General features: G+C 64.4%; 15 protein-coding genes. 10 read left to right on the top strand and 5 right to left on the bottom strand.

Features of this window, described 5'->3' with window-relative positions; translation table 11 throughout:
* Positions 1-6: 6 nt before the first annotated feature.
* The 6 genes from BTH42_RS10970 (at position 7) to BTH42_RS10945 (ending at position 5732) form a co-directional block, all read left to right on the top strand.
* Positions 7-1704 carry an alkaline phosphatase family protein gene (locus BTH42_RS10970; protein ID WP_256701960.1) on the top strand — a complete coding sequence of 566 codons (1698 nt, stop codon included), beginning with the start codon at positions 7-9 and terminating at the stop codon, positions 1702-1704.
* Positions 1694-2146, top strand: coding sequence for a cupin domain-containing protein (locus BTH42_RS10965; protein WP_075299015.1), 453 nt, complete (start codon positions 1694-1696; stop codon positions 2144-2146). Before BTH42_RS10970 ends, BTH42_RS10965 begins: the two co-directional genes overlap by 11 nt.
* An 80-nt stretch (positions 2147-2226) precedes the next feature.
* Positions 2227-3666, top strand: a complete 1440-nt coding sequence (locus tag BTH42_RS10960) for an MFS transporter (RefSeq protein WP_075299013.1) — start codon at positions 2227-2229, stop codon at positions 3664-3666.
* Complete coding sequence (locus tag BTH42_RS10955) at positions 3663-4517, top strand: alpha/beta hydrolase (RefSeq protein ID WP_075299011.1); 855 nt, start codon at positions 3663-3665, stop codon at positions 4515-4517. Before BTH42_RS10960 ends, BTH42_RS10955 begins: the two co-directional genes overlap by 4 nt.
* A gap of 166 nt (positions 4518-4683) precedes the next feature.
* Positions 4684-5049, top strand: coding sequence for a hypothetical protein (locus tag BTH42_RS35785; protein WP_075299009.1), 366 nt, complete (start codon positions 4684-4686; stop codon positions 5047-5049).
* A gap of 8 nt (positions 5050-5057) precedes the next feature.
* Positions 5058-5732, top strand: a complete 675-nt coding sequence (locus BTH42_RS10945; protein ID WP_143752009.1) for a 2OG-Fe(II) oxygenase — start codon at positions 5058-5060, stop codon at positions 5730-5732.
* A 78-nt stretch (positions 5733-5810) separates the two neighbouring features.
* Here the strand turns inward: BTH42_RS10945 and BTH42_RS10940 are convergent, their stop codons facing one another.
* Positions 5811-8618: an ATP-dependent Clp protease ATP-binding subunit gene (locus tag BTH42_RS10940; RefSeq protein WP_083654736.1), complete on the bottom strand. Its 2808-nt coding sequence runs from the start codon at positions 8616-8618 to the stop codon at positions 5811-5813.
* 296 nt (positions 8619-8914) lie between these two features.
* Here BTH42_RS10940 and BTH42_RS10935 point away from each other — a divergent pair, with 296 nt between their 5' ends.
* The 3 genes from BTH42_RS10935 (at position 8915) to BTH42_RS10925 (ending at position 11444) form a co-directional block, all read left to right on the top strand.
* On the top strand, positions 8915-9373 hold the full coding sequence (locus BTH42_RS10935; protein WP_075299005.1) for an NUDIX hydrolase: 459 nt from the start codon (positions 8915-8917) through the stop codon (positions 9371-9373).
* Positions 9374-9406: 33 nt separating this feature from the next.
* Complete coding sequence (locus BTH42_RS10930; protein ID WP_075299003.1) at positions 9407-9646, top strand: hypothetical protein; 240 nt, start codon at positions 9407-9409, stop codon at positions 9644-9646.
* A gap of 130 nt (positions 9647-9776) precedes the next feature.
* Complete coding sequence (locus BTH42_RS10925) at positions 9777-11444, top strand: ATP-binding protein (protein WP_075299001.1); 1668 nt, start codon at positions 9777-9779, stop codon at positions 11442-11444.
* Positions 11445-11485: 41 nt separating this feature from the next.
* Here BTH42_RS10925 and BTH42_RS10920 read toward each other — a convergent pair whose 3' ends face one another.
* Entirely contained in the window at positions 11486-11911 is a 426-nt protein-coding gene (locus tag BTH42_RS10920) for a VOC family protein (protein WP_075298999.1), read from the bottom strand.
* Positions 11912-12455: 544 nt separating this feature from the next.
* On the opposite strand from BTH42_RS10920, the gene BTH42_RS10915 reads away from it, so the two are divergent.
* A complete protein-coding gene (locus tag BTH42_RS10915; RefSeq protein ID WP_075298997.1) occupies positions 12456-13691 on the top strand; it encodes a glycosyltransferase in 1236 nt (411 codons plus the stop codon).
* A 69-nt stretch (positions 13692-13760) separates the two neighbouring features.
* Here BTH42_RS10915 and BTH42_RS10910 read toward each other — a convergent pair whose 3' ends face one another.
* The 3 genes from BTH42_RS10910 to BTH42_RS10900 all read right to left on the bottom strand — a co-directional run bounded on the left by BTH42_RS10910 (position 13761) and on the right by BTH42_RS10900 (position 16674).
* Positions 13761-14447 (bottom strand): DUF2242 domain-containing protein, encoded by a 687-nt coding sequence (locus BTH42_RS10910; RefSeq protein WP_083654734.1) that lies wholly within the window; start codon positions 14445-14447, stop codon positions 13761-13763.
* 177 nt (positions 14448-14624) lie between these two features.
* Positions 14625-15797, bottom strand: coding sequence for an SGNH/GDSL hydrolase family protein (locus BTH42_RS10905; RefSeq protein ID WP_075298995.1), 1173 nt, complete (start codon positions 15795-15797; stop codon positions 14625-14627).
* A 115-nt stretch (positions 15798-15912) separates the two neighbouring features.
* Positions 15913-16674 carry an SDR family NAD(P)-dependent oxidoreductase gene (locus BTH42_RS10900; protein WP_372237257.1) on the bottom strand — a complete coding sequence of 254 codons (762 nt, stop codon included), beginning with the start codon at positions 16672-16674 and terminating at the stop codon, positions 15913-15915.
* Between the last annotated feature and the right edge of the window lie 60 nt (positions 16675-16734).

The following is a 16734-nucleotide window of genomic DNA, read 5'->3' as shown; positions in this document are numbered from 1 at the left end:
AAACGCGTGAGGAATGTCCTCTTCATCATGTGCGATCAATTGCGGGCGGATCATCTGTCCTGCTTCGGCCATCCGACGCTGCACACGCCGAATCTCGATCGCCTCGCCGCGCGCGGCGTGATTTTCGATCGCGCGTATGTGCAGTCGCCGGTGTGCGGTCCGTCGCGGATGAGCTACTACACCGGCCGCTACGTGCACGCGCACGGCGCGAGCTGGAATTTCGTGCCGCTCAAAGTCGGCGAAATGACGATCGGCGATCATCTGCGCCCGCTCGGCGTGCGCTCGGTGCTGGTCGGCAAGACTCATATGCGCGCCGATCTCGCCGGCATGTCGCGGCTCGGCATCGACCCGGCTTCGCAGATCGGCGTGCGGATCGCCGAATGCGGCTTCGATCCGTACGAACGCGACGACGGCATCCATCCTTTTTCCGGCCACGATCCCGATCCCGCGTATAGCGACTACCTGCGCGAGCAGGGTTTCGGCGGTGATAACCCGTGGGAAAGCTGGGCCAATTCGACCGTCGACGAAGACGGTTCGATCCGTTCTGGCTGGTTCCTCAAATATTCGAACCGGCCGGCGCGCGTGCCCGACGAGCACTCCGAAACGCCGTACATCACGCGCCGCGCGATGGACTTCATTCGCGACGCGGGCGAGCAGCCGTGGTGCCTGCATCTGTCGTACATCAAACCGCACTGGCCGTACATCGTGCCCGAGCCGTATGCAAGTATGTACGGCCCGGAAGACGCGCTGCCGGTCGTGCGCTCGGACGACGAGCGGACCGACCCGCATCCGGTCTACGCGGCGATGATGGAGCATCGCGTGTCGCGCACGTTCTCGCAGGACGGCGTGCGCGACGCGGTGATGCCCGGCTACATGGGTCTGATCAAACAGATCGACGACCAGTTAGGGATCCTGTTCGACTTCCTCGAGGAACGCGGGCTGATGGATTCGACGATGATCGTCTTCACCAGCGATCACGGCGACTACCTCGGCGATCACTGGATGGGCGAAAAAGACCTGTTTCACGAGCCGGTGATCCGCGCGCCGCTGATCGTCTACGACCCGGACGAGCGCGCCGACGTCACGCGCGGCACGCGTTGCGACGCACTGGTCGAAGCGGTCGATCTCGCGCCGACCTTCCTCGACGTGTACGGCGGCCAGCCGGTGCCGCACATCATCGACGGCCGGTCGCTGCGGCCGCTGCTGTTCGGCGAGCGCCCGGCCGACTGGCGCGAGCACGTGATCTGCGAATACGACTTCGCGTTCCAGGACTCGCGCATCGCGCTCGCCACCAAGCCGCGCAACGCATGGATGCGGATGATCTTCGACGGCCGCTGGAAATACGTGCTGTTCGAAGACTTCCGGCCGATGCTGTTCGATCTCGCGAGCGACCCGCACGAATTCAACGATCTCGGCGCCAGCGACGCGCCCGAACACGCGGCGGCCCGCGCGCGACTGCACGCGGCGCTCTTTAGCTGGGCGCGCCAACCGCGCCAGCGCGTGACGATCGCCGACGCCACCATCGAGTCGATCGAAGTCCAGCCGCGCATTTCCGAAGGCGGGATCCTGATCGGCTACTGGGACGAAGACGATCTCGCCGCGGCGCGCCAGAGTTTCAAACCCCGCTTCGCGTCATCCAACCCGCTGGTCAAAGCGACGCTCGACCGGCTCAGCCATCCTTCCGGAGTCGAACATGACAATTGAAACGCCCGCCATCACCCGCAAACAGGCCGGCCTCGACGGGGTGTCGTGGAATATCCTCGGCCAGGTGTACGTGCCCAAGCAGGTCAGCGAAGACAGCATCGCGTGGCACGCGACCTTTCCGGAGGAGACCTTCGTGCCGCCGCACACGCATCCGCATCAGGACGAGTACATCTACGTGCTCGACGGCCAGATCGATCTGCTGCTGGGCGGCAAGCAGACCACCGCGTCGACCGGCGACCTCGTGCGGATGCCGCGCGGCATCGAGCATGCGTTTTTCAACAACACCGGCAAACCGGTCACCGCGCTGTTCTGGGCCGCGCCGGCGGGCAAGCTGCTGGAGCTGTATCGACGGATTCACAACATGTCGAGCCCGGCCGAAGTGATGCGCGTCGCGCTCGAATACGACGTGGTGTTCGCGCCGCCGGTATCGGCGGCGGCCTGAGGTATGCTGCGGAGCGGCCCGCGCACGGGCCGCTCACCCCACAGACGCAATCAACCTGAGAGTTCGATGCGATGGAGACAATGGCAAATCAGGGAGACGCGGCCGGCAGCGCGGCGGCTACGGTCATCAGCACGACCGTGGGCACCGCCGCGACCACCGCCGTGACCACGGCCACCCGCCGCAAGGCGTGGGGCATCACCGCGATGCTGATGCTGTTCATGGTCCTGAACTTCGCCGACAAGGCGCTGCTCGGCCTGGTCGCGCGGCCCGCGATGGCCGAGCTGGGACTCACGCCGATGCAGTTCGGCTTTATCGGCAGCAGCTTCTTTTTTCTGTTCAGCCTGAGCGCGATCCTGGTCGGCCTTGTCGCCGACCGGCTGCCGAGCCGATGGCTGGTGCTCGCATTGACCGCGATCTGGGCCGCCGTGCAGTTCCCGATCCTCGCGGGCGGCGGCGCGACGGTGCTGCTCGTGTGCCGGATCATTCTCGGCGCCGGCGAAGGGCCCGCGCTGCCGGTCGCGCTGCACGCGACGCACGGCTGGTTTGCCGCCGAAGACCGCGCGTTGCCGAGCAGCCTGATCGCGGTCGGGCCGACGCTCGGCGCCGCGCTGGCCGCGCCGGCGCTGTCGTGGGTGATCGCGTCGCCCGCGCTCGGCTGGCGCTGGGCGTTCGGCGTGCTCGGCATCGCCGGCCTCGTGTGGGGGCTCGCGTGGGCGTGGGTCGGCAAGGACGGCCCCTATCGACAGGCAAGCGGGACGCGCGGCGCGAGCGAACGGACTCCGCTCGCGCGCTCCGCGACCGAAACGCTGCCGAGCGTGCCGCTGCGCCGCGTGTTCGGCTCGCCGATGTGGCTGGCCGCGACGCTCGCCGGGTTCGCGTGCTTCTGGGCGCAAGGCGCGATGACGACGTGGGTGCCGCAATACATCGGCGGCGTGCTCGGCGTGCCGGCCGCGCGCATCGGCGTGGTGTACGCGCTGCCGTGGGCATTCGGCACGCTGCTGCTGATCGCGCTGGGTTTCGCGGGACGCCGCATCATGCGCCGCGGCGGCTCCGCGCGGGTCGCGGTGGCGAGCCTGTTCGGCGCGTCGCTGGTAGCGTCGGGCGTGTGTCTCGTCGCGCTGCCGCACGCGTCCGGCGGCTGGGCGCTCGCGCTGACCACGGTCGGCTGGGGCGCGTTCCTCGTGTTTCCGATGGCGCCGACCGCGGTCGCCTATGCGGTCAATCCGGGCCAGCGCGCCGCGGTGATTTCGACACTGGTCGGGATTGCGTCGCTCGGCGGCGTGGTGTCGCCCGCGGTGTTCGGCATGCTCGTGCAGAAGGCCGGCTATCTGCCCGGCGCGCACGGCGGCGGCCATTCCTTGCTGCTCGCGCAGGGGCTCGGCGATGCGTTCACGCTGACCGGACTGCTGTTGCTGGTCACGGGCGCCGCCGCGGTGCTCTGGGTTCGTCCCGAGCAGACGGCCGCGCAGTTGCGCCGCTACACTCGCACCTCCCCTTCCACGACCCCGCTCGCACCATGACCGCTACCGCTTCTATTCAGGACGCCGAATATCAATACGTGACGGGCCAGGGACGGCCGAGCTTCGGCGCACTGCTTGCGTCGTTCGAAGCACGCAGCGCGGCGGCGCTCGCGGCGCCCGGCTGCCGGCCCGATCTGCGCTACGGCCCGGGCCCGCGTGAAGTGTTCGACTTCTTTCCGGCAAGCGGCACGGCGCGCGGCACGCTGATCTATTTCCACGCCGGTTACTGGCAATCGCGCGACAAGTCCACGTTCCGCTTCATCGCGCCCGCGTTCACGCCGCTCGGCCTGAACGTCGCGCTGGTCAACTACCCGTTGTGTCCGAGCGTATCGCTCGATGAACTGCTCGCCGCGGTACGCGCGTCGATCGAACCGGTCGCGCGCGCCGCCGGCGATGAATCGCTGCCGCTGATCTTCGCCGGGCATTCGGCCGGCGGCCATCTCGCGGTGGAACTCGCGCTCGCGCCGCCCGTGACGACGCCGCCGGTTGCCGGCGTGATCGCGCTCAGCGGCATTTACGATCTCGCGCCGCTGGTCGACACGACACTCAATCGCAACCTCAGGCTCGATGCCGCGGCGGCCGCTCGACACTCGCCGCTGCCGCGCGCCCACGCCGATTGCGCGAATGCGTTGTTCGCTGTCGGCGGCGCCGAGACGCCCGCCTTCATCGAACAGAGCCGGCAGATGTGCGATGCATGGCAACGCGCCGGCAATCGCGCCGCGCTCGAAGTCACAGCGCAAGCGGATCATTTCACGCTGCTCGAAGCGTTCACCGCGCCGGCGGAAGATCTGCATCGACAGGCCGCGGCGTTTCTCGACGACGTACTGAACGCAATCGATTCGACACGCTGAAACGCGTCGCGCATACCGAGCGACTGAGCACACAATGCGCATCGAAAAGCGGCGGCCACTTTATATCTTTATTTAGGCGAACAGACTTTAATACTAGTTCTATTGCGCCGCCTGACTCGCTTGATAAATTCCAATGCTGCCAATTCACTGAACGGAGGCATTTGAGATGATCAAGCGACGTCATATTGCGACCATGGTGACGACAGTCGGCGTATTGGGAAAACTCGGCATTGCGAGCGCGGTGGCGAGCGAGACTGTCCGCCCGCCGGTATCGCCGGCTGTCAGTCCGGCGATCGCTGAGCAAGGCGTGCCCAACATGAACGGTTTCCGGATGGCGGCCGCGACGCGTCATGGCGACGACGACGGCCACGATGGAGACGACGGTCACGACGGCGACGGTGACGATGGCGGCCACGTCAAAGCGCCCGCCAAAGCCCCTGCTACCCCTCACGCGAAATCGCGCGCCAAGGGCCACGGCGACGACGGTGGCGATGATGGCGGCGACGACGGCGATGACGGCGGCGACGATTAAGCATCGTCTTGTACGCCACCACTCCATCACCGTCCTCTTTCCGGAGTTCCGCCTTGTCTGCCAAAAGTGTTGAACGTGTTGATCCGCAGCAGCCATTTTTCGAGTGCTATGACGAAGTACTCGATATCGTGGATCAGCACGCTATTTATTCATTCCTCGATGCGCCCGGCTGGGACTTCGGTTGGAAGTCCCAGTCGAAAAAGGATATCTATTCGTTCTGGCATAAGCATTTTGCCGGCTATAGAAAATCCGCTTCGTATAGCTACTCGTCGGGCAAATGGCCGCCGCCGGATTGCTCGGAAGAGTTGAAGCAAGAGGCCGAACCGATCCACCGGTTCTGGACGCTTCTGCAAAGCACGTTGCTCACCGGTCATACGCTCGTGCGCTGCTATGCGAACGGGATGCCGTTCGGCACCGAGGGAACGATTCACACCGACTCGGATTCGCCGAACAGCTATACCTGCATCTACTATCCGCAGCCCGTGTGGAATCCGAATTGGGCCGGCGAAACCGTGCTGCTCGATCAGGCGCAAACGGATATCGTCGCGTCGATTTATCCGAAGCCCAACCGGCTGTTGTTCTTCAAAGGCGACATCCCGCATGTGGCTCGCGGCGTCTCGCGCACCTGCCCCGAGTTGCGCGTGACGCTGATGTTCAAGACCGAGAAAGTGCCGGCGAACTGACGCGTTCGAAACGCGTCAGCAGCCGGTCACCTCATGTGGCCTCATGTGGTCTTACGCGGCCTCACGTGGCTCGACACCTCACTGCGCCGCCGGCGGGTTGATCCCGACCGGCGGCGCAGTCATTTCGCCGGTCGCTTTGCCGTCACGTTCGGCGCCCGTTGCGGCGCCGCGTTCTTCACCGCCTCTACCGCCGCCGGACGGCTCGAACACCACCCGCGCGGCGTTCGCATCGTAACGGCACAGCACCTTGCTCCCCTCGCTGACCCGCCCCGCCAGAATCTCCTTGGCCAACTCGTTTTCGATCATCTGCCGAATCTGCCGGCGCAACTCGCGCGCGCCGTACTCGGGTCGATAACCTTCGGCCGCGAGATGCTCGATCATCGACGGGTCGAACGTAATCTCGATGTCCTGACTATGCGCGATACGCCGCACCTGTTCGAGTTGCAGCAGCACAATGCGGCGCGTCTCTTCGCGGTCGAGCGATTTGAACACGATGATGTCGTCGATCCGGTTCAGAAACTCCGGGCGGAAATGCTGGCGCAGCGTCGCCATCACGCCGCTCGATACCGACACCGCGCCGCTGTTCAGAAAGCCCGGACCGACCCGGCTCTGACCGCTGATCACATCGGCGGCGAGATTGCTGGTCGCGATGATCAGCGTGTTGCTGAAATCGACGACGCGGCCCTTGCCGTCGGTCAGGCGGCCGTCGTCGAACACCTGCAGCAGCACGTTGTAGACGTCAGGGTGAGCCTTCTCGATCTCGTCGAGCAGGATCACGCTGTACGGGCGGCGGCGCACCCGCTCGGTCAGCTGGCCGCCTTCGTCGTGGCCGATATAGCCGGGGGGCGAGCCGATCAGCCGCGCGACCGCGTGGCGCTCCATGTACTCGCTCATGTCGACGCGCAGCATCGCGTTTTCGTCGCCGAACACGACTTCGGCCAGCGCCTTCGCGAGTTCGGTCTTGCCGACCCCGGTCGGCCCCAGGAACAGAAACACCGCGGTCGGCCGGTGCTTGCCCTGCAAGCCGGTGCGCGAGCGCCGCACCGCGTCGCTGACCGCGGTGACCGCCTCGTCCTGGCCGATCACCCGCTGATGCAGACGCGCTTCCATGTTCAGCAGCCGCTCGCGCTCCTCGGCGGTCAGCTGCGCGACCGGAATGCCGGTGAGTTTCGCGACGATCTCCGCGATCTGCTTGATCGTCACCTCCGAGGTATCCGAGCCGACGCGCTTTTTCCACGCGTCGGTCGCGTCGCTCAGCTGGCGCTCCTTGTCCTTCATTTCGTCGCCGAGCGTATGCGCGCGGTCGTACTGTTTGCGCGACGCCGCATAGTCCTGCTCGCGCCGCAACTGCGCGAGTTCCGCTTCGTACTCCAGAATGGCCGCCGGGCGCGAGGTCGCCGACAGATTCACGCGCGCGGCCGCCTGGTCGACCAGATCGATCGCCTTGTCGGGTAAAAAGCGCCCGCTGATATAGCGGTCCGACAACTCGGCCGCGGCGACGATCGCGTCGTCCTGGATCGTCACCTTGTGATGCGCTTCGAGCCGGTCGCGCAGACCGCGCAGGATATTGATGGTCTGCACCACGCTCGGCTCCGGGATCAGCACCGGCTGAAAGCGCCGCTCCAGCGCGGAGTCCTTTTCGATGTGCTTCTGATATTCGGCGAGCGTGGTCGCGCCGATCAGGTTCAACTCGCCGCGCGCCATCGCCGGCTTGAACGAGTTGGCGATGTCGAGACCGCCCTCGCCGCCGCCCTGGCCCGCGCCGACGATCGTGTGGACTTCGTCGACGAACAGCACGAGGGTGTCGCGCTGCGCGGTGATTTCGTCGAGCACCTGCTTCACGCGCTCCTCGAACTCGCCGCGATACTTGGCGCCCGCGACGATCGAGTTCACGTTCAGTTCGACCAGCCGCTTGTTGCGCAACGATTCGGGCACGTCGCCGCTGATCATCCGCTGCGCCAGCCCCTCGACGACCGCCGTCTTGCCGACGCCCGGCTCGCCGATCAGCACCGGATTGTTCTTGCGCCGCCGCGCCAGGACTTCGACGACGGTTTCGATCTCGCCCGAGCGGCCGATCACCGGATCGAGCCGGCCGTCGCGCGCGAGCGCGGTGAGGTCGCGGCTGAATTTGTCGAGATGCGGAGTGCGCGACGGCTCGCTCGCCTTGCGCGGCTCGCTGCCCGGACCCACCGCGCGGTGCGTCTGCTGCAGCAGCGGTTGCGACGTCGCGCCCAGGCGCGCGAGCAGATCGCCGGCGAAGCTGTCCGGCACCTGCGCGAGGCCGATCAGCAGATGCTCGGGGCCCACGTAGCTGTGGCCGAGCTGGCGCGACGCGGCCAACGCGCGATCCAGCGCGCTCTTCAGGCGCGGCGACACGCCCATCGGGCCGCTGTGCGCGGCGTCGAGCGGCTCGCGGCGCTGCGCGTTCGCATCGATGAACGCGTGCACCTCGTCGGCCGAGATGCCCAGGCTCTTCAGGATCGAAATCACCACCGCGTGATCGGCGAGCTCGTACAGCAGATGCTCGGTGTCGACCTCGCGCCGCCCGAATTGCGCGGCGCGCTCCACCGAGCGCTGCAATAGCTCGCGGGTCAGGTCGCTGAAATACTGCTCGATCGCGACGCCTTCGACGCCCGCCACCTGCTGGCGCGGCGCGCTGCCCGGAATGGCCGCGCCGGGTTCACCGGGTTCGCCTTCCTGCTCGCCGCCGTCCAGCGCGCCGGCGCGGAACAGCGCTTCGAGCGGCGACAGCGAGCGTTGATGCCGGGTCAGTTGTCCATAATGAAAATCGCATACATCGACGATTCTGCGCTGGCCGTTCTGAAGCAACGCAAGGCGAACGGTGGCGGGTCGCACGCCGCAGATATCGCAAAGCAGTTGAGGCATTTGAGTTATCCCTATGTCGGAGGCGCGGCGGGCGCGGGCTCGCCGTGGTCTGGGTTTTCGACAGGCTTTTCTACGACGGTTTACGACAAACAGCAACGACTATTCCTCGGAGAAGCCGCGGTGTTTCGCCGGCCCGCGGGCGGGCGCGGCGCTCCGTGCCTACGGCGTCATCCAGCCAGGCCGGGCCTGTACCTTGCTAAAGCTATGCGCAATGATGCGCGAAGCCGCCGCACGACGCGGTGCGGCTGTTCGACGGCCGTTAGGAAGCCTATATTCAAGAGCGGGAACCGACAAGCATGAAACAGCGAGCAACCATCGTGTGCTGGCAGCGCGGCAGGGTTCTGCTGGTCCAACGCGAGCGATCGAGATGGTCGTTGCCCGGCGGCACGATCCGGCGCGACGAATCGCCGGCCGACGCCGGCATACGCGAACTGAGCGAAGAAGCCACGCTCACCGCGCACGATCTGCACTATCTGTTTCAGTTCGGCGGCCTGAACAAACGCCATCACGTGTTCTACGCAATCCTCGCCGACGACGCGCGGCCGGCGCCGAGCAACGAGATTCTCAGATGCCGGTGGTTTCGGCCCGCGAAGGTGTTCACGCTCGTCACCAGCGTGCCGACGCGGGAGATCGTCAGTCTGCTGTTCGATGCCGCGAGTGCCGCCGGCGGTGGCGCGCTGCAGCGTCGCTCGGGACTCCATACGACCGCGCACGCGAAAATCCGCGGCGAGCGGCAAATGAGCGGAGCGCGTTGACCGACGGGAGAACGCAGATCGACCGGAGTCGTCATGGACATTGAACTCGAGCTGAAAGCACTCGCGAAGGCAGAGGAAGACCTCCGGCATGCCGACGAGCGGATTTTGCGGCAGGACCAGCTGACGGAAGAAATGCGCCGCGACGGCCACGACATTTCGATCGCGCTGGACCTGCTCGCGGTACTGCGGGAAACCCGCGAGGCGATGCTGGATCACCGCGAGCTGATCGTCGCGAATCTCAACCGGATGATGGGTGAGCGGCGCCAGCCGTAAAGGACCGACCAAATGCGCAGTATATTTTGGCGGGCACGGAAAGCGACCCGAAGTCCACTATACTCGGCACGGCCAGATTCGCTGGCGGGCGTTACCGGTGGCCGTGCCCCCACTCTCTGTCTAATTTCCCATGTCGATCGACACTGACGAACTCGCGAAGCGCTTGCCGAGGACGCCCGATTACGCGCGCGAAAACCTCGCGCTGGTCCGTCTTGCGCGCGCGCAAATGGGTTCGCGCGCGGACCTGCTGAACGCGATCGCGAACGAAGCGTTAGCACTGTGCAATGCCGGCAGCGCCGGCATCAGCCTCGTCGAAGAAACGCCGGACGGCCGCTGTTTCCGCTGGCTCTCGGTGGCCGGCCAATGCGCGGGCCTCCAGGGCCGCACCACCGCCTGGAACGAATGCCCATGCGGTATCACGCTCGACGCCGGCCTGCCGCGCCTGTTCGTCGCGCCGCAGCAGCAGTTCGCCTGTTTGCGCGCGTTGGAGATCGACATTCCCGAGGGGATCGTCGTGCCGATTCCGTCGGACAGCGGTCATCTCGGCGCGGTCTGGGTGATGGCGCACTGCGCCGAACGCCGCTTCGACCAGGAAGACCTGCGGCTGCTGTCGAATCTCGCGGCGGTCGCCGGGGCTGCTGTCACGATGGTCAACGTGCGCGACGCCGGTGCGGAGAGCGATCGTCGGCATAACGAATTTATCGCGATGCTCGCGCACGAGCTGAGAAATCCGATGGCGTCGATCGACGGCGCGCTCGCCGTCGCGAAGCGCATGCCGTCCAGCGATGCGAGGATCGACAAAGTGCTGACCATCGCCGAACGGCAATGCGGCTATTTGCGCACGCTGCTCGACGAACTGCTCGACGCGGCACGGCTCAAGCACGGAAAGCTGGTGCTCAAGCCGCGCGACGGCTGGTTGAACGAGATCGTCGACGATGCGCTCGCGCTGGTGAGCCACGACCTCGCGGCGCGCGGCCATACGCTGATCCGGACCGGGATGGACGCGCCGCTCGCCGTCCACGCGGACCCGGTCAGACTCAGTCAGATCCTGGGCAATCTGCTGTCGAACGCGGCGAAATACACGCCGGCCGGCGGCGTGATCGAACTGGCGGTCGAGCCGCTCGCGGGCGACGATGCCGGCATCGTCGCGATCGACGTGAAGGACAACGGCATCGGTATCGATCCGCTGATTCAACCGAGAATCTTCGATCTGTTCGCGCAATCGTCCGGCGATGCAAGACGCTCGGAAGGCGGCCTCGGGATCGGGCTCGCGGTGGCGAAGCGGCTGGTGGAACTGCACGGCGGCTCGATCGGCGTTCATAGCGAAGGAGCCGGCAAAGGCAGCCGGTTTGCGTTGCGGCTACCGATCCTGCGCGCGCGGCAGGACGAAGCGCCCGCCGAACCGGCGGTTGCGCAGGCGCCGCCGCGGCCGGCCCGTCTGCTGCTGGTCGATGACAATACCGATGCGCTGAACGTGCTGACCGTGCTGCTCGAACTCGACGGCCATGCGGTGACCATCAGCGATAGCGGGCGCGGCGCGCTCGCGCTGATCGCGAAGACGCGGCCCGAGGTCGCGATCATCGATGTCGGCATGCCGGATATGGACGGCTTCCAAGTGGCGCGCGCGATCCGCGCGAACCCGGAGCTCGATGCGGTGACGCTGGTCGCGTTGACCGGCTATGGAGCGCCGGCGGATAAGGCCCGGGCGCTGGCCGCCGGCTTCGATCATCATCTGACCAAGCCGTTGTCGCTGGACCTGTTGCGGGGGATTCTGGCGGAGGCCGCCGACGCGCGCTGACCGGCAAGCACGCCTGAGCCTGCGCGCGGCGCTCGCGCGAATTACTTCGCGAACAACTGGCTCATATCCTTGAAGGCCTTGAATTCCAGCGCATTGCCGCATGGATCGAGCAGGAACATCGTCGCCTGTTCGCCGACTTCGCCCTTGAAGCGGATATACGGATCGATCACGAACTCGGTGCCGAACGACTTCAGGCGCTCCGCGAGCGCTTCCCACTCTTCCCACTTCAGCACGATGCCGAAATGCGGCACCGGCACGTCGTGGCCGTCCACCGGATTGCTGCTGAGCTTTTCCTGCGCCGGCGTTTTCGGCTGCTCGTGAATGACCAGTTGATGTCCGTAGAAATCGAAGTCCACCCACTGCGCGCTGGAACGACCTTCCGCGAGACCGAACACCTGGCCGTAAAAATTACGCGCGGCGGCGAGGTCGTACACCGGGATGGCGAGGTGAAACGGAGAAAGACTCATGGTTGTGCAAGGCCAGGTTGTGACGTCTTTGCCGTGGACCGATCCAGGCGGACGTAATTGGGGGAAGCGGCCAGGCGGAACCCGCCTCGCCCGGTCGACGCGGTGCGACCGGCAAGCCGGAACCGCTAGCGCAACCGCCACCATACTAGATTGCCGGTCGAAAAAACAAAAGGTCCGCGCCGCAAGCACGCGTCAGCGAACTGTAATAACGGCAAAAACGCTTTTACCGGTTATCTCCCAATATATCGTCGATTAGATTTTCTTTAATCGAAATTGTTAAAAAAGCCTCACCAAAACTTACTAATTCTTACCGCAGATAAGACAGCTTTCATTTGCTAATTTTTTGAACATTTTGCAATTATAAAAAGCCGTGGATATCGCGCGCTTGGTGCGCCGGCATACATAAGTGCCGGAATTGGCTCTTTAACATTCGACAACACTGACCGGCTTAAAAGCTATTGCCCGACAATTCGGGCTAACGCGCTATCAATCAGGGTTCGACATGGAGCGTTGCAGAGTACTGGTAATAAACGATTATGCAAAGATGGGCGGCGCGGAGGTTGTTTATCAGCAATCGGCCGAACTGCTCGGCACGCTGCCGGACGTCGACGTGAGATGCTTCGACGACAGCCATTTCCCGGTCGGCACCACGATGTGGGCGAGGTCGTGGAATGTCCCCGCCGCCCGCGCGCTGGAAGAAACGATCCTTGCTTTCAGGCCTCATCGGCTGATGGTGCACAACTACCACAATGCGTTGTCGAACTCGATCCTGAACGTGATCGCGCGGCTCAAACGCGAACTCGGCTATCGCGTCTATCACACGAGCCACGACTACCATCTGGTGTACTACAACCCCGCGCTGCAGTACTTCGACAAGCGGCGCGCGGTCGTCTTTCCATTGGAGGCATTGGGCACCCGCGCCGTGCTCACACGCCGGCCCACGCCGAAAGGCACGGTGCACGATCTGATGACCATGCTGTACTGGCATGCGGTTCGTGGCGCATTCAATCCGACTCGTATCTTCGAAACCATTCTGTGCCCCAGCGATTTCATGGAGAAAGCACTGCACCGGGTTGGGGTAATGAATACGAAAGTGGTGCGTAATCCGTCTTCAGTGCCGGAAGCGCTGCAGCCATTGGTGACCAATGGCACGTCGAGTCTGAATATCGCGTTCGTGGGCAGAATTTCGCAGGAAAAAGGACTCGGGGAATTCGTCGAACTCGCGCAGAAAATCGATTTCCATCGCATTGGCGTAATCGGCGTGTTCGGCGACGGGCCGGAGCGCGCGGCGTTGGAGCAGCGCTTTGCGGCGTTGATCGCGCAACGCAAGCTGATCTTTTTCGGCCGCTTGCCGCAGCAGGAGCTGTTCGCGCAGATGCGGCGCTTCGCCGACGCGGTCGTGGTCCCGTCGCTCGGCGCCGAGAACGCGCCGCTCGTCATTATCGAGGCGGCGATGCTCGGCATGCCGGCGCTGGTGCACGACAGCGGCAGCATGGCGACGACCGGCGACGAAGTCGGCAACAAGATCAAATTCCTGTCCCAGCCCGACAGCCTGAAGCTCGCACTCGATCGGCTGGCCGCCCATCTCGAAGACCACGGCAGAACGTATTCGCTCGGCGAATACCTGCCTGAGCGCTATCTGCAGCGCCTCGTGGAGACGATGGAGATCGACGAGCATTTCAGGCGCGCAGTGCCGGCGCAGGGCGACGATACGACGGCCGGAAAGCGGCGCGGGTCGGCGTGCGAGTGTGAGTCTGGCGCTAACGATGTTGCGACGTAGCCGACGGCCGGACGCGGCGCGCCCGGCGCCGCGATTTCGACCGCCGCTTAGTTGCAGCCTGTTTGCCGCTTATTTCGCGTCCGGCGCCTTGTCCTGCTCGGCAACCGGCTGCGATGCGCCGATCGGCGGGATCGCATCGTTGATCGACGGCAGTGCTTGAGACTCCTGCGCTGCCCGCGCCTGGGTCGCGGCCGCGGTCGTCGCCACGGTGTCCGTGCGAACCGCGCGGACCTTCAGATAATGGTCGACCAGCGCGAAATAACGCTGATAGAACACGCCGGCCGGAATCGTCTCGCTTGCGACCTTGACCATCGAGTCGTCGCTCGAACCGATCGGCAGCGACAACGAGCCGAACACGCTCAAACCGACGCTCGCCGACGTATTGCTTTTCTTCAGAGCATAACGATCCTGCACCGCGTTCACGTACGCGGTGCTGTGATTGCTGCTGGGGTCGTCCGCAGTACAGACGACGTGGACTTCGATCACCGCGTGCGAATCGGCAGTCGGCTGGAAATTTTTCGAGCCGTCGACCGAATCGGACCTCGCCGAGCTGGCGATATAGCCCTGGCTGAGCAACGCGCGGCGGGCAGCTTCACAAGCGACGTCCGCCTTCGCGTCGAACTTGTGTACATAGGGGCTATCGGCTGAGTCGAACTGTTCTTGCTGATAAAGCGGCTTCGGCGTCGAGCACGCGGACAGTGCGCTCGCAAGCGCAAGAACGACAGCCGCTGAAAAAACGCGGGACTGAGTGTGCATGGCTGAGAGTGTGGATCGGCGCGGGCGAAGCGGGGTCCGGCACTAAAACGTTCAGGACACCCAAGGCTCTTGCGCTGCATGAGAGGGACACATCATGCGCCGATCCGAAAGTGAATAGGCGGCGCCATTATAGTTTGGTTTCCCTACAGGAAGCTTCGACGCGGGTTGTCTCCTTCCTCAGCGCATTTGGCGCACGGCGGAAAACAGGCCTTCGCTGCCGAACGCGAAACTGGCGAACCGTTCGCCGATTCGACGGTGCGCCGGTCCATCCGGGTGCAGTTGATCGGGAAGCGGCAGCTCGTCGAAATCCTGTTGGCCGTAAAGCTCGAGTCCGTCGAGATAAAGCAGCTGCGGGTCGTTCGTCGCCCTCTGCCGCACAATGCGCTGCAACTCCTTCCGAATGACGGTCAGCGTCAATTTTCCAGCCTTGCACTCAGCTGGATCACCGGTTGCCCGAAACGAAATCTTCCCTGCGGCCAGTGCGTCCATATCGAACGCCCCAGGGCCGGGCGTATGTTCGTGAATCGGGCAATAGATGGGTGAAATGACCAGCAGCGGTGTGGTCGGATGGCCTTCCCGGATGGTGTCGAGAAAACCGTGCATTGCGGGTGTAAATGCACGCAGCCGCATTAGATCGGTGTTGACGAGATTGATGCCGATTTTCACGCTGATCATATCGGCGGCCGTGTCGCGCATCGTTCGTGCGGTGAACGGATCGAGTAACGCGCTTCCGCCGAAACCAAGATTGATTAGCTCTACCTCACCGACAGAAGCGGCGAGCGCGGGCCAGATCGACGTGGGGCTGTCTCCATTGGAGCCGTGGCTGATCGAGCTGCCATGATGCAGCCAGATCTTTCGACCGTCGTTCACCACGGCTTCGACGCGGGCATTAGAGCGCAGCGCGACGAGTTCCGTGGTTTCGTTGTACGGCAGCCAGATCTCGACTCTTTTGTCATGGCCGGGCAAGCCGGTGAAGCGGAGCGTATCGAACGGACCCGACTGTTTTGACGCCGTGCCGGTCGCCATGTCGATTGTCACGGTGTCGCCGCCGGACGCGCGACTCTGGCGAACCAGAAGGCCGTCGATCAGCAGGTCGTACACACCGGCCGGCCGCGGAGGGATACCCGCATACACGTAACGCGTGGGCACGACATCGAGTTCGATATCCGTCGCCTGGGTGCGAAACACCACGCGCACGCCAGAAGGTTGCGACTCGGCCATCGCCAACTGAAAATCCGCGCACTGGGCACGCGCGCGAGCAGGCAGGCGGTGCGGGATGACCCCTCGCTCGGTCCGCTCGAGTTCGAGAGCGCCGCGCAACAGGTCGTGGCTAATCAGCGTAGTAATCACAAGGCGCTCCCGTCGTGCATGGTGTGATTGAGGGCGTAGCAAGAGCGCGTGAGCATATCAGCCGATGGTGCCGGGAATCATTAAGCGATCCCGGCACGACGGCTCTATTCGATTACTAGGAGCCGACCTTCACGCTCATTCCGCCGTCCGCCATCACGACTGACCCAACCATGAAGCTGGCTCGCGCGGACGCGAGAAACAGCACGATTTCCGCTATTTCCTTCGGATCGGCCGCGCGCCCGATCGGTGCGCTCTGCCCGTGAGCGGCCAGCGCGGCGACGCCGTCGCCATCGGCAGCCACGGTGTTGAGGATGTTCGTGAGTACATCGCCGGAGCCCACCGCGTTGACCCGGATGCCGTACTCGATGGCCTCCAGCGCAAGCGTTCGCGTCAGCTGCGCAAGCGCGCCTTTGGACGCGGTATAAGCCGCGATCGTGGGGAACGCAAAGTACGACGCGTATGACGCCACATTGACGATAGCGCCTGAACGCCGCGGCATCATTGCCTTCATCGCTTCGCGCGAGTGCAGGAAAGCACCGGTCAGGTTGACGTCGATGATTCGCTCCCAATCGGCGCGCGACATATCCACCACGAGCTTGTTGATGATGATCCCCGCGTTGTTCACGAGCAGATCCACTTGCCCAAATCGCTCAATCGCGAGTGAGACGGCTCGCTCGGCACTGCCATCGGCGGAAATATCCGCAACGAGCGGCGCGATGCTGGCACTGGCGAGCGCCTCGACCGCGGGATCGATGTCCTCCGCGACCACTCGCGCGCCACGCGCAACGAGCAGTTCCGTAATCGCGCGCCCAATCCCGCTTGCCGCGCCGGTGACGATCGCAACCTTGCCGTCCACTTCTTTTTCGATACCGTACATGTCCATTTCCTCAAAGCTGATGGTCGGTCGAACTGATGCCCAGTTCGAAATCGTGGGAAG

Source organism: Burkholderia sp. SRS-W-2-2016 (assembly GCF_001931485.1).
In the GTDB taxonomy this organism is placed as follows: Bacteria; Pseudomonadota; Gammaproteobacteria; order Burkholderiales; family Burkholderiaceae; genus Paraburkholderia.
Note: the sequence above shows the minus strand (reverse complement) of the source record. Positions and strands in the feature narration are given on the sequence as shown.

Coding starts and splice junctions, on each gene's coding strand:
- BTH42_RS10915 (WP_075298997.1), top strand. CDS start 12,456: ATGGGCGGCGCGGAGGTTGTTTATCAGCAATCGGCCGAACTGCTCGGC.
- BTH42_RS10960 (WP_075299013.1), top strand. CDS start 2,227: ATGGCAAATCAGGGAGACGCGGCCGGCAGCGCGGCGGCTACGGTCATC.
- BTH42_RS10955 (WP_075299011.1), top strand. CDS start 3,663: ATGACCGCTACCGCTTCTATTCAGGACGCCGAATATCAATACGTGACG.
- BTH42_RS10965 (WP_075299015.1), top strand. CDS start 1,694: ATGACAATTGAAACGCCCGCCATCACCCGCAAACAGGCCGGCCTCGAC.
- BTH42_RS10940 (WP_083654736.1), bottom strand. CDS start 8,618: ATGCCTCAACTGCTTTGCGATATCTGCGGCGTGCGACCCGCCACCGTT.
- BTH42_RS10935 (WP_075299005.1), top strand. CDS start 8,915: ATGAAACAGCGAGCAACCATCGTGTGCTGGCAGCGCGGCAGGGTTCTG.
- BTH42_RS10925 (WP_075299001.1), top strand. CDS start 9,777: ATGTCGATCGACACTGACGAACTCGCGAAGCGCTTGCCGAGGACGCCC.
- BTH42_RS10930 (WP_075299003.1), top strand. CDS start 9,407: ATGGACATTGAACTCGAGCTGAAAGCACTCGCGAAGGCAGAGGAAGAC.
- BTH42_RS10900 (WP_372237257.1), bottom strand. CDS start 16,674: ATGTACGGTATCGAAAAAGAAGTGGACGGCAAGGTTGCGATCGTCACC.
- BTH42_RS10910 (WP_083654734.1), bottom strand. CDS start 14,447: ATGCACACTCAGTCCCGCGTTTTTTCAGCGGCTGTCGTTCTTGCGCTT.
- BTH42_RS35785 (WP_075299009.1), top strand. CDS start 4,684: ATGATCAAGCGACGTCATATTGCGACCATGGTGACGACAGTCGGCGTA.
- BTH42_RS10920 (WP_075298999.1), bottom strand. CDS start 11,911: ATGAGTCTTTCTCCGTTTCACCTCGCCATCCCGGTGTACGACCTCGCC.